At 61.1% G+C, this 14,610-nt stretch carries 15 protein-coding genes and 1 pseudogene; 1 reads left to right on the top strand and 15 read right to left on the bottom strand.

All coding sequences use genetic code 11. The features are described 5' to 3' along the window. Positions 1-16 precede the first annotated feature (16 nt). The 12 genes and pseudogenes from XB14_RS06530 to XB14_RS06485 form a co-directional block, all read right to left on the bottom strand. Complete coding sequence (locus tag XB14_RS06530; RefSeq protein WP_077960836.1) at positions 17-1,540, bottom strand: tail fiber domain-containing protein; 1,524 nt, start codon at positions 1,538-1,540, stop codon at positions 17-19. Between the two features lie 5 nt (positions 1,541-1,545). Next, on the bottom strand, positions 1,546-1,992 hold the full coding sequence (locus tag XB14_RS06525; RefSeq protein WP_077960835.1) for a GNAT family N-acetyltransferase: 447 nt from the start codon (positions 1,990-1,992) through the stop codon (positions 1,546-1,548). Further along, complete coding sequence (locus tag XB14_RS06520) at positions 1,989-3,491, bottom strand: hypothetical protein (RefSeq protein WP_419178566.1); 1,503 nt, start codon at positions 3,489-3,491, stop codon at positions 1,989-1,991. The genes XB14_RS06525 and XB14_RS06520 overlap by 4 nt, the downstream gene beginning before the upstream one ends. 110 nt (positions 3,492-3,601) lie before the next feature. Next, positions 3,602-4,204, bottom strand: coding sequence for a hypothetical protein (locus tag XB14_RS06515; protein ID WP_077960833.1), 603 nt, complete (start codon positions 4,202-4,204; stop codon positions 3,602-3,604). Then, a complete protein-coding gene (locus XB14_RS06510; RefSeq protein ID WP_077960832.1) occupies positions 4,201-4,803 on the bottom strand; it encodes a phage adaptor protein in 603 nt (200 codons plus the stop codon). The genes XB14_RS06515 and XB14_RS06510 overlap by 4 nt, the downstream gene beginning before the upstream one ends. After that, positions 4,800-5,123 carry a hypothetical protein gene (locus XB14_RS06505; protein ID WP_077960831.1) on the bottom strand — a complete coding sequence of 108 codons (324 nt, stop codon included), beginning with the start codon at positions 5,121-5,123 and terminating at the stop codon, positions 4,800-4,802. The genes XB14_RS06510 and XB14_RS06505 overlap by 4 nt, the downstream gene beginning before the upstream one ends. A gap of 3 nt (positions 5,124-5,126) precedes the next feature. Then, a complete protein-coding gene (locus XB14_RS33115; RefSeq protein ID WP_176960256.1) occupies positions 5,127-5,294 on the bottom strand; it encodes a hypothetical protein in 168 nt (55 codons plus the stop codon). Between the two features lie 324 nt (positions 5,295-5,618). Beyond that, positions 5,619-6,323, bottom strand: coding sequence for a hypothetical protein (locus XB14_RS06500; protein WP_077960830.1), 705 nt, complete (start codon positions 6,321-6,323; stop codon positions 5,619-5,621). A 508-nt stretch (positions 6,324-6,831) separates the two neighbouring features. Next, the gene (locus XB14_RS06495; RefSeq protein WP_143348262.1) at positions 6,832-8,466 is read right to left on the bottom strand and encodes a hypothetical protein; all 1,635 of its coding nucleotides are present in this window, start codon (positions 8,464-8,466) and stop codon (positions 6,832-6,834) included. A 304-nt stretch (positions 8,467-8,770) separates the two neighbouring features. Continuing rightward, the gene (locus XB14_RS06490; protein ID WP_077960828.1) at positions 8,771-9,586 is read right to left on the bottom strand and encodes a phage tail tip lysozyme; all 816 of its coding nucleotides are present in this window, start codon (positions 9,584-9,586) and stop codon (positions 8,771-8,773) included. A 153-nt stretch (positions 9,587-9,739) separates the two neighbouring features. Beyond that, positions 9,740-9,960, bottom strand: a pseudogene (locus tag XB14_RS32555) (SU10 major capsid protein); the annotation flags it as partial. 348 nt (positions 9,961-10,308) lie between these two features. Further along, positions 10,309-10,920 carry a hypothetical protein gene (locus tag XB14_RS06485; RefSeq protein WP_143348261.1) on the bottom strand — a complete coding sequence of 204 codons (612 nt, stop codon included), beginning with the start codon at positions 10,918-10,920 and terminating at the stop codon, positions 10,309-10,311. 125 nt (positions 10,921-11,045) lie between these two features. Here XB14_RS06485 and XB14_RS32550 point away from each other — a divergent pair, with 125 nt between their 5' ends. Further along, a complete protein-coding gene (locus XB14_RS32550) occupies positions 11,046-11,366 on the top strand; it encodes a hypothetical protein (protein WP_143348260.1) in 321 nt (106 codons plus the stop codon). Between the two features lie 423 nt (positions 11,367-11,789). Here XB14_RS32550 and XB14_RS06480 read toward each other — a convergent pair whose 3' ends face one another. The 3 genes from XB14_RS06480 to XB14_RS06465 form a co-directional block, all read right to left on the bottom strand. Further along, positions 11,790-12,785, bottom strand: a complete 996-nt coding sequence (locus tag XB14_RS06480; RefSeq protein WP_077961906.1) for a DUF5309 domain-containing protein — start codon at positions 12,783-12,785, stop codon at positions 11,790-11,792. Positions 12,786-12,961: 176 nt separating this feature from the next. Continuing rightward, entirely contained in the window at positions 12,962-13,912 is a 951-nt protein-coding gene (locus XB14_RS06475) for a hypothetical protein (protein WP_077960826.1), read from the bottom strand. A gap of 242 nt (positions 13,913-14,154) precedes the next feature. Further along, the gene (locus XB14_RS06465; RefSeq protein WP_077960825.1) at positions 14,155-14,391 is read right to left on the bottom strand and encodes a hypothetical protein; all 237 of its coding nucleotides are present in this window, start codon (positions 14,389-14,391) and stop codon (positions 14,155-14,157) included. Positions 14,392-14,610 lie beyond the last annotated feature (219 nt).

Genomic DNA, 14,610 nt, shown 5'->3' with positions numbered 1-14,610 from the left:
GGCGCTCAGTCGGGGGCTACCGCTTCTTCCGTCCCGCGGCGAAAAGCCGTCCGTAGTCGACACTACGCATGCCGTCCGGGCCGCGACTGACGGCATCCGGGCGGGTCTTTTCCACCTCCTGCGCCATCACGCCGACATGTTTCGGGCCACGCCCCGGCTCATCCCTGTAGCGGTACTCGTAGAGCGAATGTCCGTCGAGCTTGCCGACCTTCTTGATGTTCTTCTTCAGGCGTCGATCCGATGGCTTGGGCAGCAGGCCGAGGAAGTTCTGCATCATGCCTCCAATGCCCTCGCGCCTGTCGTTGTAAGCAGCTACTCGGTTCTGATAGTCCTGCTGCACCATACCGGCATAGTCCACCGGCGCGATCCTCTGCCCTTGCGTCGGCACGAAGTTCGGGTTGCTCACCTGGGCGCCCGAAAGCAGGCTGGAGATCTCGTTGATCGGCTGGTTGCGCTGGGCATACATCTCGTTGAGATATTGCGTCCGCGCCGCGTTCTGTGCCGCGAGCTGCGCCTGCTGGGCGTTGAAGGTCTGGTCCTTCAATGTATTGTTCGCTGCCGCCGTCGATTGGCTGTTCTGGTGCATCTGCTGCAGGGCGTCGTTGCTGAATCCCGCCGCTGCCAGCGCCTGGTTGAAGTTCTGCTGCTGCGCCGCATTCGCCAGTTGCATATTGTTGGCATTCTGTGTGTACTGTTGGTTCTGCGCCTGGTTGGCGAACTGGCCGCTTTGCAGCATCTGGCCATGAGCCTGCTGTTGTGCCGCATTCTCGAAGGAGGCGGCTTGCTGCGCCAGCCCGACAAGACGGGATTGCTCCTGCCCCGCATTAAGGATTGCCCCGAACCGGGCGTCGTTCGCCTGCCGGCTTGCCTGGTCGATCGCCCGGTTATAGGCTTCGGAGCCCGGCTGCAGCCCCTGGTTGGCAAGCTGTGTTTCCAGCGCCGCGCGGTCCCGGTCGAGTTGCGGGTTCATGCGCGCCATCAGCGCATCCTCGTAGCGCTTGGTGTCGAAGTTGGTCTCGTAATTTCGCTTAACCTCCCCAGCGTTGCCGAGCGAAGTCTGTATTGCACCGGCGTTCGCAACTGCGCCTTGAACGTTCCCGGTGTTCGGCAGCGTCGTCTGCAGCGTCGGGCCCGGACCATATTGCTGGTACTGCGGCAGGTTGATTGTGCTGGGGTTGCCGGCAGCCGGCGCGCCCGAAAGATCGATCGGGCGCCCGAGCAGATCGTTCAGCCGCGCCGACTGGTTGTTGGCGAGCGTCGCCATGTTCTTTTCGGCCGCGTCTGTCTGGTCCTTGATCGCCTGCTGCGCCGGCGAGAGTGTCTGCGTCGCAGTCCAGTTCGGCAAGTCGTAGACCTTGCCGTTCAGCGGGTCGGCCCACTTCGTCGAACCCGTCTGGGAGTAAGTCAGGCTACCGTCGGGCGTTACCTGGTTGATGTTGCCGAGTGTCCCATTGGCTATTGCGGTTCCGATGTTGGCTGCGGTCTGCGCCGACGCGGTTTCGCGCGGATCCGGCGGCTTCGGAGCTTTGGGTTTTCCCATGGTGCCTACCTCTGGTTGGCGGGATGGTTCCGCCAGTCGTTGTCTGTGAGTGTGAAGATGATTTCTGCTTCTGCCCGCCCGCGAAGGCGGGGAATGCGATGGGGCGAAAAGCCGAAGCGCTCGGCAATCGCGATCATGCCGCTATTGCGTTCGGAGACCCTGAGAACCACCATCTGGCAGCCGACCTCATCGAAAGGGTAGCCAAACATGGCCTTGAGCACCGGGCGCGTCAGCCAGCGTTTGCTGGTCGAAGACGCCGAGAGCTCGATGACGCCCGCCTCCGGCGCATAGTTGTGAAACACCACGCCGGCGACGAGCGCATCGTTTTCGAGCACGCCCATAGTGGTAAAATCGGCAAAGCCGCGTTCGCAGCCAACGATCTGGCCGGCGACGAAATCGGCGATCGTCTGGTTCGCTGCGAGGTCACGGGCGCCACCCCAGGCGATCCTCATGCGCTCGCCTCCCCGGCTTCCACCTGCAGTGTCGAGAGGTCCACCTCGAGATCGAGCCTCACCTCGCCACCCGAGGTGATGGCGCAACCGACCGCCAGCATGTCGCCTGCTGCCCGTACGTTCTGGCGAAAGCTGTAGCGAAGCTGCTGCGTCAGAGCATCCCACACCGCCTTGTCCCATAGCCCGACGTCCCATTCCGACGCAGCCGCATCGCCGATCGTTACCTGGTCGGATGGCGGGATCGTCCTGTCGAAATCGGCACGCGCAAAGAGCCGCACCTTCGGCTTGCTTTTCGCCCGGAAGAACATGTGGGCGAGCGTGGCCCGTGCCCGCTGCCCAAATTGCGTCGCCGGCGTAAACTGCGAGAGGTAGGCGGCGGTAAAGGCAAGTCCGTCATCGGTCCCGGTCGTGTCGCCCTGCCAGCAAAAGCCGCCGGTCGAACCGAAGAACAGTCCGCCCTGAAGTGTCTCGTAGCAGCTTGCCTCCCAATTGCTGATCGTCGACCAGCGGCCGCTCAGCACGTTCAGCACGAAGGTCGTATCGATGACGACGCTGTTGGCAGGAAACGCGATGAAGACGAGGTTCTGTTCCGGCCACTGTTTCACCACCCAGCCCGCCCCGGTCGCGTTCGCCGCGCGCCGCCAGTCGTCTTCGATCGGCCGCGAAATCGAGACCTGGCTCAGCGCCTGGCGATCACGCTGGAACACCTGCGAGATCGGCGTCAGCCCGTCGCTGGTGGCGATCAGGATATCGCCGCCAGCGCGGATCCAGGCATTTTTGCCGAGCGGCCGACCGATCTGGTAAACGCCCTTTAGGGCAAAGCTGTTGGCGTCGCTGGGATCCGACCCGGCATAGACAGCCACCTCCCCCTCGGTCGAAACGAAAACACAGAGATCGGAAAGCCCGTCGCCGCTTTCGAGCGACCAGGAGAAACCTGTCAGCAGCGAGCCGCCTTTCTTCATCACCCCGCCGAGTGGAAACAGCTTGGCCGCGCCGCCGATCGAGTTGACCGGCAGGTAGTAGGCGTCGAGCGTGGCGTTCTTCAGAAAGAACTCCCGGTTCTTGAACAGCCAGCCGTAATTCAGCTGCGCCATCGTCGTCTCGTCGGTAAAGGTGATCGCCGGTGTCGTCATCCAGGTGCTGCCGTTGTAAACCCGGCGCGGGTCGGCGCCGTTGAGGCAGATGAGAAACGAGCTCCCCGCATTGGTGTGCTGGAAGGTGCACCAGTCGCCACCGGAAAGCCCCTCGACGGCGGCGGCCGTCGTCGCAGGCGGGGCTGCCGGAGAGGTCATGTCGTAGATGGCCGTATCGGTGGCCATGAACAGCTTTTCGAACGAACCGTATTTGTACTTGAAGGCACTGCGGATCGCGCCCCCATCGGCCGCGCGCCCGCGTTTCTGTGAGCCGCCGCGAATGCGGCAACCAACAAGCGTCGGGAGGAAGTTGCGAAGAACGGTCGCCGAGCCCGACTGTTGCGAGGCCATGTCGGCCGTCGTCACCAGACCATTCCTGGGGGCCGGAAAGGTAATGGGTTGCGAGGTCTGCGGCCTGCCAATGCTGACTGCACCGCGATTGCTCTGCCCGATCCTTCCGGGTTTCAGCTCGACTTTCATGAGGCCCCCCGGTCGGCGTTGATCTCCTGCAGAAGATCGGCTTCGAATTCGGCGAGGCTATCGTCAAAGGGCAGCCCCTTCTGCCGCTTCCATCGCCAGAGAATACCCTTGGCGAGCAGGCGCTCCGGAAACAGCGTCCGGTCGTCATCTGCCTTCAGCGTGTCGCGTTCCTCATGGGGATCGCCAAGCACCCAGTTCTTGGAAACGTAGTCGATGATCGCCCCCACGCCTGCCGGTGCCGGTGAAAACAGCAATTGGTTGTCACGAAGGAAGAAAAACGGCTGCGCAGACCCTGTTCTTGTGACGACGGCCCATTGCGAACTGTTGGTGATCGGCCGGAAGCACACGCCGGATGCGGATCGGACGGCGCCACCCGGCGTCAGTCGCTGATAGTCCGCCGGCAAGCCCGTCGGCGAAACTATGGCCACCTGCTGCTTCAGCAGGCGCCGCCAGTCGCCACGACGGGAAATCTCCTCGCCGCTCTCCTGCGCCAGCGCAACCATTGTCTGTGCATTCGGGTCGTTGGAGCCATAGATGCTGTCGAAACGATCGAGCGCGACGATGTCGCAGACCTCGTTGATTGCGGAAAGCAAAGTCATGGGGTCACGCCTCCGACGCTCATTTGGGCATCGCCCCAGCGGGCGCGTTCGTCGGCGACGCCGAGTCCTGCAAGCGCCGTCATCTTCAGTTGTTGCGCAGCCCCGGCCTTGCCGGCGTCGCGCTCCCAGATGGCGATCTCCTCGACCAGGCCGTAGAGATAGACATCCGGTGCCTTCTCAAGCAGCCAGTTCGTCGGGCTTGCGGTCGAAAGCGGTGGGATCCGGGCGTAATAGGTCATGGTCAAGCCATAGCTGCCGGCCGGAAAAACCTTGATCCGGTTGCCGACCACCGCATAGCCGAGCGGACAACCGACGCTGGCAGGGCCGCTTTCGGCAAGCTGCTGCAATGGCATGGCGCGGATCGGTCGGCCGCTTGCGCTCAACACCTGCCGCGCCTCGACATAATCCGCCGGCAGTGGCGCGTCGCCATCAACGACGGCGATCGCCGCCGTCGTCTCCATGTCTCCGACGCGCAGCATCCGGTTGAATTTGAGCTCCGCAAGGCCGAGAAATCGGGGAAAGAGATGGGCGATATCGTTGCGCCCGCTATATTCGCCCGCATCGACAAGCAACGCGGCGTAGTCAGCGATGCTGCTCATAGCCAGCCCTCCTTGGTGCGCCAGGCGCGGTTGTCGCTGTCGTTGAGAAACTGTTTGACGAAGCGGTCGTCGCCTTCGGAATGGGCCTTCACCAGGCCCGAGCCATGCGCGACGTTAAGCGGAACCGAGGCGACGCGATGCCAGTCGCCCCGCCAGGCCCTTTCGGCGCTGTTGCGCACATCCCGGTTCTCGCTCAAGAGATTGTCGACGGGATAATCGACGCGGTAGACGTCCTTCTCCCCGTCGAAATGGTGCCAGACCGAGCGACCCGTCATCCGGTCATGATCGTAGAGCGTCCAGGCGCCGTCGCGGATCACCATGGCTCACTCCCCCGGCAGCGGGTCGGCCCGCTCGGCCTTGCCAGCGGCGATCAACGCCTTAGCTTCCTCCAGGCTCACGCATACGATCGCACCGGCGGCCGTGCGTTCCCCTTCCTGGAACCAGACGTCGTAGACGAGACGGACCGGAACGGGTTTCTTTGCTTCGGACATAAAAATCTCCATGAAAAAAGGCGGCTCCGGAGAGCCGCCTTGGCAAGGGTTGTTCTAAAGGAAGAGGATCGGGCGCGGGTCAGGCACCCGCATCGGGGGTCTGGTGTCATCCATCAATATTGGCAGCGCCCCCGCCGGGCCCTGACGTGCTCAGATGCACGGGCAGCAACCAGATACCGCCGGCCAGCTGGGAGGTCCTGCCCCCCGGTGCCGACGCAACATTGCCGCCGCCCCGCGCAGCAGGTCGCCAAAACTGATCTGAACAACTACGGCGAAGGTGACGACATGACCACGCATGCCTCGACGATCGTCGACAGGCGCCTTCTATCGCCCAAAATCCGAGACGTTCTTCATCGCAGACGCAACGAAGAGATCGAACTTGTCGGAGAGTGCCGTACTGATGTCTCGAGACAGGAACAGGTCGTAAATCGAAGGCAAGTCCTCAACGCCGGAAGCGCCTGCAACACGGCAACCAAGCCGTGTTCCGGGGAAATCGGGGCTGTCGGATGCCGTTATCGCGAACGCGCCGGCACGTGGGTTCGCTCCCAACGTGTCGCTGCGGGCCGTTTCCAGCGCGCGCCCGACCTCGTCAGGCTGTTCCGACGCATAAAACCCCCAAGCGTAGTCGCTCTTTCCCGGCGCGGCCTGTTGCGCGTAACCGGTGAGGTGAAGTCCGTACGCCTCGACGGGCTCAGAGAACGGGACGACGGAAGTCCGCAGCTCGCCCGTATCGAGAAGGTTATATGGGTGCGCCACGATGTTCGCCCTCTTGAAAACAGCCTTCTCCTCGTCGAGGGTTTTGAAGAATTGGGCGTCGCAAGAGAACAACGCAGCCAACACCTTCTCGGCGCTCTCCGGCGGCATCGCGCATTCCGGCGCTACATTACCGCTCCTCTCGCAGATTCCGTCGCGGCTCATTTCTTCAAACGAATACGGATCGATTGTCGCCAACACCAGTCCGGCTAGCACGACGAACAACCCGAAGAGAGCGACAACCGTATAGACCAATCCCTTTAGCCACTTCTTCATACCGCCTCCTCATTTGCAGAGCATAGCCAGACATCAGCCCACCAGAACATTTCAAGAGCAAACACAAGGTTGAAATCCAGCCGTCTCCACAGCTTATGCGGTGCGTTATTCACGCCATGACTTCATCATCTGCTTCAGCGTGCCGCTACCGGGAATAAGCCCACTCCAGAAACCCTCTTCGGGCAGAGGAGGTTTTGACTGCCAGCCATCGGCATTAGCCTGCATCCGCTGCAGATCCCGCTTTTCGTGCAGTGCCTCCAGAGGCGGCAAGTTGCGCGGGGGTGGGCCCGACCAGGACGGCTGCTCGGACGCCTCCGAGTACGTCTTGAGGCGCGGGTCCGGCACAATGTTGCTGATCGAGCGGATCAGGTCGCGTTGCGTCGGGCATAATCGACCAGTTCGAGGACTTCCTGCTCACCGAGATCGTGTGCATCGGCGTAGCGTCCTATCTGGCGGCCGACATCGTTGTTCCACTCGTCCCGCAGATGATCCTTGGTGTCCCCGTGTCTTATTTCAGAAAGAGGTCGCCGGATTTCGGCGGTTCCATGCCTGATGCGAGCGGCGTCGTGCAGCCCAAGAATCCCTCGTCAAACTCGAGATCCGGAGATGGTGTGTAGCCGGTTTCGTCGGTCTTCAAGTCGAGTAACCACCCCTTGCCGGACACACGAACGCTTCCTGTGCGCCCCTCGGCAGTGCTTTCGATTCTGCTCGCATTGACCGGCGTTTGAAAACCCCATCTCAGTTTGATCTCGCCTGCAATATTGACACGCCGCTGAATGTATCCGGTCAGCGTGAAGCCCGAGGCATAGACCGGCTTTTCGAACGCCACACGCATTGGCGCGCGCTCTGCGTCTCCATCCTTGCGGTATGGGCCGGCGGCCTCCTTGAACGCCACCTTGCCGAAGGCATTTTTTTCCTCGCCCAGGGCCTCGAAGAAATCCGCCCGGCATTGCAGCAAGGCATTGATCAACCGGTTGCCACGGCCCACCGGTGGCGGCCCAAGTTGGGCCCAGCCGAAAGTCTCGGCTCCTTCCGGCAGGCGAAAGTCCCTCGTCTCGGCTTCGTCGGGTGCGCAGGTCACCATCGCCTGCTCATCGGGGTCAAAGTAGGAACCGAGCGTAAGGTACTGCGAAACCGGTGTGGCACCGGCATCCTTCTCAACCAAACTCCAGTAATACGTAAATCGCACACCGTACTGGGCCGCGATAGCACGAGCGGCTACATCGGGCGTCTGAGCGACCTGAAAGGCCCAGGCAAAGCGCGTCGGTTCACCAGACTGAACCGTCTTTCGTTGAAAGAACCGGACGATGCGGAGGCCACCAATCTCGACCGGGTGTTCGAATGTCACAGTTTCGTTGTAGGTGTTCTCGGCTTCGGGAATGTGAGGCGCGTTGTCCGGGCTCTCCCAAGGCTCGATCCGAACCCGCGGAAAGATGCGTCTTTCAGCCTTCAACACCTCGAAGAAAGAGGGTTTGCAGGCGACGAACGCGTCAAGAACGTGGTTGGTCTTGACGGCTGGCCGCCTCACCGACGGAAACAGATCCTCTGCAGCCGGGAGGCGCTTCCTGCCAGTCTCCTCATCGGTCGTCAATTCCGCCATTCGATCCTTTGACGCGTCACACATTACGAGGGATCGTGAAGGGCTGCTCGCCTGGTGAACGACGATTTTTCTGTAACTGTCCTCCGGCGCAACCGATGCGTCGCCCTGTGGAACCAATTGCGCGTCGAGCTTCAGCTCGAGCGCACCACCATCCTGGGCCACGAACCTGGCACCGGGAAGCATTCCCTCGATCGCCTTGGCGACGTCAGATACGCGCCGTTCGACCTCAAAACCCCATGCGAAGTGCGGAACAGCAATGCCGACGGCCTCAAACTGGACATAGCCGGTGAGCGGCAGGCCACCGACGTCGACCGGCGCCGCGAACTCGATCGTTTCCCCTGTGACCCCGTCCGAACCGTCCGAATCGTAGGGCCCGACCACTGCTGCGCCAAAATCCGCCCTGTCACTTGCGAGAAGAGAAAAGATGTCCGCCTTGCAGGCGAGGAACGCGCCAAACACCTGCTTTGCACTAGCGGATGACGCTTGCGAAGATGCCGCTGGGATCGCCGAACTCAAGACAAACAAGGCCGCCAGGGCCGACACGCACCACCTGAACACGATCCCTCCAACGCCAACGCCGGACGCTCTCTAATGAATGGGAAACTGAGAATGCATGCGGGGGCCGATACTCAGCGCACCGACGAATTCGACCGGTACGTTCACCCCGTTGTTCACTCGCAAAACTTGTAGAACGTTAAGGGAACAAACACAAGGCGTTGTTGAGAAGAAATCGTATCTTTTACCCGGCACAACCAACCACAGTTGCCGCCTTGACGAACTCGGCAATGGCAATCGTGTGAACTGTGACACGACCATCCTTCGGCCACTGCCACACCCTTGATGCCGCCTAGCGCCGCCAGGGTGGATCTGAGATGGGATTGCGCATTGGATTGGCAGGGGGAACGGGTGTCTCGACAGAGTAATCCGGAAGCTGCAGCGCTCGCCGCGCTAACGCGTGACGCTCACCAAGCTTCATCTTGGCTGGGTTTGGACGCTCGTACTTGTCGGCGACGACGTAGGTGGCGTTGTCGATATCCTTGGCAATCGACAGTGGCTCCCGCACCCCCTGCTCGCCGCTGAGAAGTTCGTGCTTTATGAAGCCGTAATTCGCTTCGTAGGACTCATGCGGCAATCCACGGTCGTCTGCCCATTTAAAGAAGGCCTCCCTGCGATCGTCCCACTGCGGATAGCCGTAGGCGTTTCCGTTCACTCGCCCATTTTGCCACAGGTTGCCGAAAGTCCGACCAAAGCCACCGCTCTCATGATCGAAGTTTCCGACGAAGGCGGCGGCATCCTGTTCGGTCATCATCAGGTCCCTCTGCAGATCCCGCTTCAGACGCAACGCAATGTTGTCCGAGAGCTTGTCATGCGGCGTAGTCGCTTTGAGGCGGTCCGTTGACATTTGGGGTTCCTTGCTGAACCGGGTAGTATCCGTCAACGCACCGCGAAAGGGCATCGGCGCCTTGCGAAGATCTCCGCCCATGAGTTCGCTCGGCGGCGGGTGCCGGAATTGCGCCCCCTCGCCTCGCAGTGCCTTCGCACCTGCAATGGGCGCGCTGCTCATCAACGCCGGGTTCTCGTCAAAATACTTGATCGCCTCCCGAACGGATTGAATTCTAACGGGTAGTCCCATCGAATTCAGCGGTTTGTCTTGCTTGACCAAATTGCACCTCTCATGGGTAGGTTTCGTTTTGCGCGTGCCGTTACTTGCAAGCGTTGTCACGCGTACCGCCGACGAGCGAGAGCGGCTCCTTGAAGCCGCTCAAGCCGCCAAATCTGCTGTCAGGTTTCAATGCGTGAGCGAGGATTAGCCCGCTCAGCTCGCCGCGCTCAGACCGAAGAGGTCGGCCGCAACGCCGAGACCCTTTTCGTTGTGCACCTTCAGCGTGCCCTCGCCGATGATCACGCCCTTGTCGGCGTCGCCGGTCTTGGCCACGGCCTTGTCTTCCTGGATGTTGCGCAGCCAGAGGAAGGAGAGCATGTCGGTGTCGAGGAAGAAGGCGTGAGCCTGGCCGTTCCGGCCTGCACCCTCTTCGGGTATAGGACACTGGATCCGGTCCTACTGTTCCGACGTCAGAAAAAGCTTGTCAGGCCCCGGCATTGCTCCGCTGACCGGCGTAGAGCAAGTCAGCAGTCTTTCCGCTACTTTGAAGTTGGGCGACGAGACATTGCCCTTTTCCTCTGTTGTCAGATCCAACCTCCAGCCCATACCATCAACGTGTGTCGCGCCGGTGCGTCTGTTCGCAACTTAGCCGAGCTGGTTAGATCCCTCCTCTGGGCGAGGTTTTTTTGAGAAAGTCCGCGAAACGGTCCATCTGATTAGTGAGGTCAACGCAACCAGTCGAACCAGGAACCGAGCCATTCGGACCTTTGCTCACAGCGTGCTCAATCCAGCCAACCAAAGATCCAAGCTAGCCATCGGCTCTCGCTGTCCCAAGTCTCGAAGAACAGATCTTCGACATCAGGCAAGGGCCCGACGTCGCCAAGGTCATTTCGTCCCACGTGACATTCCAGATTGGCACCGGCTTCCCCGGCCAGTCTCGCCTTGGAAAGCGCGAAGAGTTTTCCCGGTCGCCCCGGATAACCCCGTGTCGCCTGCAGCATGTCAACGGTTCCGTGGAAAGGCTTCTCACCGGGGAAGTATTTCAAAAGGGCGCGGGCAGCCTCCACTGGCGTTTCATCAACCTGAAAGCCCCACGTAAAAGAGGACGGTTGAAGGCCATAGTCCAGTCCTACCGCCTGCCGATAGCCAGTGAGACGGAGACCAAGAACCTCCACCGATGGATCAAATTTTACAATGTCGATGCGCTGATGCTCGAAAAAGAAGGTCCTGACTTCCTGAGAACGAAAGGCCGCCCGCTCGCGGCTCAACACTTGGAAGAAGGTGCCGTCGCAGGCAAACAAGGCTTCAACTGTTCGCTCTGCCCCAGCGGCGGCCGGTGACGCAAAAGCCGCGAACCACAGCGCAACCAAAACTGGCACCATCACTCGAGACAAAGTTATCCTCCCATCGACGCCAAACGCCCTTGGCGACAATCCAGGCTGCGTTTCCTGAACGCCTCAACAATGCCGCCTGCGCTTTCGCAAAATATGAAATACCCGCCCCACTCGTAGAACATTTCATGAACAACCGCAAGTCGCGCCAGCCGTCATTCGAAAATCCGAAGGGCATCCCTCAACGAAAAGCTACGCCGGTTTCGAGCGCCCTCCGGTTCCCAACGGTTGTCCGCTTCGGGCGTCGTCGCGGGGCCATATTTTCGCTCAAGCGCTTCGATCGTGAAATCAGCTGGATCATACTCGGGGTAGGATACATTCAGTTCGGCCGACCACCCGGTGTTTCGGTAAAAATCTGCGAAACTGTCCATTCCATTCGTCAGATCGATGCAGCGCGCCGCCGTGAATGGAAAATCGACTCCGGTGCGCCGCCTCCGGATGAGTTGTAGACTTTGTGTTTAGAAGCGCTCTCGCATTTCCCCACGTGTCCTCCAATCCTCCCCACGTCCCATATCGAAATTTCCCCTTTAAGCGTTCCCAGCTCCCTTCCGGCGGCGGATACTGAAGCTGATCGACATCATAGACCCCTTCGGGAATGGGACCCGTATCGGTGAACTTCTGAAATTGCGGTACTTGTGAGCCGGGCCTGCCGCTTACGCCATCCCAGCCGCCGGCGTAGCGGCCGTTCTCGGTGGCGTTCAGCCGCTTGCCATCGAAGTGAAGCTTGATTTTTTATCGCTGTTCCTCTGATCCAACGTAACGTTCCTTTTTCTAGCCTGTGAGGCTGCCGGTCGTGTCTGCCGCTTCCTAAGCGGCGATCATCACCCTCGCCCGTAAGCAAGGATGATGATGCGATTGTCCGCTGCGAAAAATCAGCTCGCCGCACTCAGCCCGAACAGGTCGGCCGCAACGCCGAGGCCCTTTTCGTTGTGCACCTTCAGCGTGCCCTCGCCGATGATCACGCCCTTGTCGGCGTCGCCGGTCTTGGCTACCGCCTTGTCTTCCTGGATGCTGCGCAGCCAGAGGAAGGAGAGCATGTCGGTGTCGAGGAAGTAGGCGTTGCGCGCGAGTTTCGCATTGCCCGCCTGCACCCGGTTCGGGTGGATCATCACCGTACCGAACGGCCCCTCGTAATAGTCGGCGGTCGCCACGATCGTGTTGCGCTCGCCGCCTTGCGAGACCGCGTAGCGGAACGGCGCCACGTTGGCGTCGGACATGAAGGTGACGAAGACCGACTTGACGTAAGGCGAAACCGAGATGTGGCGGAAGTTGGCGCCGTTCTGGTAGCCGGTCTGCATCACCTGGTCGAGGATCGCCTTGGTGAAGGGGCGCTGCGTGCCGTCGGTCGGCGCCACCGTCAGGCCCGTCGTCGGGTTGAAGCCGCCATTGGCGCCGCCCGCACCGCGCGAAACATTGGTGGTCAGCCAGGTCGGCAGCGAGCCAAGTTCGCGCGTGGCGCCTGCGACAGAAGCATTGGTGTCAGCGATGGCGAATTCCAGGTCCTTGCGGATCTCCACGCCCTTCTTCAGCTTCTGGTACTTGCGCTTCTGCACATTGCCGGCCTCGGCCACCACTTCCTGGGTGGCGGAGATGATCCAGTCCTTGCGCAGAATCTGGGTGTAGTTGCCGAGCCTGGTCGGCGCGATGATCGTGCCGAAGGTATATTCGTCGCCTTCCTGGCGGATGTTTTCGCCGGGTGCGGCCAGTTCGTCGGTCTCCCATTCCGGGTGGTGCGTGTTGCACTTGCCCTTTTCGATCAGCGAATAGATCGGCGTGTCCTCGGGCGTAATACGGGAAACGACGTCCGAGAGATCCTCGCGGTTGCCCACGGCCTGCGAGGTCGTGAAGGTGTTTGCTACGACAGCCATGATAGTGTCCTTGATGGTTGGAATGGTCATGAGCGTCCGCGCCTGATGGCGCGCACGCTGCGAAATCAGTCTTGGTTGGGGTGCGCGGACGCCGAACAAAATCCCGACAAAACAACTGGATAGGCGATTTTCCGGACTCTGTTCGTGATAAACTTCCAGTGCCGCACCAGCACCGCTCAGTCGAAGTCGACGCCCATCGCGTCGCGGATGGAGCCGCTTTTCGCGAGCCGCTGCATCGCCTCCCGGCTCCGGCGGGGCGTCTGTTCAGCCCGGGCCGCTGGCCTTGGCCGCGCCACCGGCGCCGGCGCCCTTTGCAGCTTGCTCATCGCCCGCTTCTTCGCCTGCTCGGTGGCAAGGCCGAGGCGGGCATAGTGCGCCAGCTTGAACAGGCGGTGGTCGGTGACCTCACGCACCTCGGCCTCCGAAAAGCCGAGCGCTTCGGCCACATCGAAGGCGCCGGCAAAGAAGGAGAGACGCCCCTCGGCATCGGCCGTCTCGGGAAAGGCTTCGAGCAGCTTCAAGTTTTCCACTTCCAGCTGCTCGTCGCTCGCCGCATCCGCCAACGCCTCCACCACCGTCGCCGGTGCCTCGGCGATAGAAAGGATCTCGTCGATCCTCTCTAGCCCCGCCTGGTGCAGTGCCCATTGCCGGCGATAGCCGTCCGGATCGAGTGCCGCCATATGTTCCGGCGGTTCCGGCGGGATCTGGCCGGCGAGGAGATTGGCAAAGGCGTTGGCCGATTGCGCCACGCGGCTTGCCATGCCTTCCAGTGCCCGCCCGCGATTGGCGATGTCCTGCGTCTTGTGGCGATAGTCGCGGTCGCGCATGTAGCCGAGCTTCAGTTCGGAGAACGGCACTTCCTCGCCGCCCTTGAGCACGACCAGAAAATCCTCGCCTTCGTTGGCCGCCGCGTCCTCGTCAGGTTCAGTCGGCTCGTCGTCGGGATGGTCAGGGTCGTGGTTGCCGTGGTCATGGGAGCCTTGTGCGCCGTACTCGCCAGCCTCTCCCGGCTCCAGGTTGGCCTCGTCCTCAGGCTCCCAGAAATCGAGATCGGCATCGTCAAGCCCGGTCGCGGGGTCAACGGTTTTGCTCCCGCCGAAAGGCAGGTTGGCACTATCGTTCGTCATGGCGTGACCTTTTTGGAGAAGCAATTCCAGGAAAAGTGTGAAACGGTTTCCCGTCCGGAATTGCGGGGTTTCAAAGCAATTCCAGGAAAAGTGTGAAGCGGTTTTCCGTCCGGAATTGCGGGGTTTCAAAGCAATTCCAGGAAAAGTGTGAAACGGTTTTCCGTCCGGAATTGCGTTTTTTTTCATCTGAGTGGGCCAATCGGGCATTTGCCCGAAACGACCCTCATGTCAGCGCTTGCCCGTCAGGCGGGTGCGCCCTTGCCGTCAGCCTTGGCTTGTTCCGTCAGGAACTTGAGCCTGGCGCGGAAGTTTCGGATGGCGCGGGCTTCGGCCGCATAGGCCGCCCGGCCGGAATCGTCGGTGAGGCCGGCATGGATGCAGCCATTGATCGCCGCCCATTCCAGCTCGTTCATCACCTCGTCGAAATAAGGCACGTCGAGAATGGCGCGCGCAGCGGCGGCCCGTTCCTCTGGTTTCATGTTGTTGGCCTCGATTGAAATGGCAGTCGCTTTTAACCGGAAAGCTGTGTCGAACGTCGCCTTGATTCTGCTTTTGTTCCGCGCTACCGATAAGCGAAGCCGGGCGACTTTCCACTCTAGGTCGCCTTGCGATTACCAAATGAGGTGGTGCCTGCCCGGCCATTTCAACGTCGAAAGCTTCGCTCCGCGTTGCCCGTCGAAGCGAGGTCCGAGCGGAGC

This window comes from Ensifer adhaerens, assembly GCF_002007205.1.
GTDB classification, from domain to species: Bacteria; Pseudomonadota; Alphaproteobacteria; order Rhizobiales; family Rhizobiaceae; genus Ensifer; species Ensifer adhaerens_D.
This window is presented reverse-complemented; position numbering and strand designations above follow the sequence as displayed.

Coding starts and splice junctions, on each gene's coding strand:
- XB14_RS33115 (WP_176960256.1), bottom strand. CDS start 5,294: ATGTCCGAAGCAAAGAAACCCGTTCCGGTCCGTCTCGTCTACGACGTC.
- XB14_RS06530 (WP_077960836.1), bottom strand. CDS start 1,540: ATGGGAAAACCCAAAGCTCCGAAGCCGCCGGATCCGCGCGAAACCGCG.
- XB14_RS06515 (WP_077960833.1), bottom strand. CDS start 4,204: ATGACTTTGCTTTCCGCAATCAACGAGGTCTGCGACATCGTCGCGCTC.
- XB14_RS06505 (WP_077960831.1), bottom strand. CDS start 5,123: ATGGTGATCCGCGACGGCGCCTGGACGCTCTACGATCATGACCGGATG.
- XB14_RS06475 (WP_077960826.1), bottom strand. CDS start 13,912: ATGACGAACGATAGTGCCAACCTGCCTTTCGGCGGGAGCAAAACCGTT.
- XB14_RS06510 (WP_077960832.1), bottom strand. CDS start 4,803: ATGAGCAGCATCGCTGACTACGCCGCGTTGCTTGTCGATGCGGGCGAA.
- XB14_RS32550 (WP_143348260.1), top strand. CDS start 11,046: ATGAACAACCGCAAGTCGCGCCAGCCGTCATTCGAAAATCCGAAGGGC.
- XB14_RS06525 (WP_077960835.1), bottom strand. CDS start 1,992: ATGAGGATCGCCTGGGGTGGCGCCCGTGACCTCGCAGCGAACCAGACG.
- XB14_RS06480 (WP_077961906.1), bottom strand. CDS start 12,785: ATGGCTGTCGTAGCAAACACCTTCACGACCTCGCAGGCCGTGGGCAAC.
- XB14_RS06500 (WP_077960830.1), bottom strand. CDS start 6,323: ATGAAGAAGTGGCTAAAGGGATTGGTCTATACGGTTGTCGCTCTCTTC.
- XB14_RS06465 (WP_077960825.1), bottom strand. CDS start 14,391: ATGAAACCAGAGGAACGGGCCGCCGCTGCGCGCGCCATTCTCGACGTG.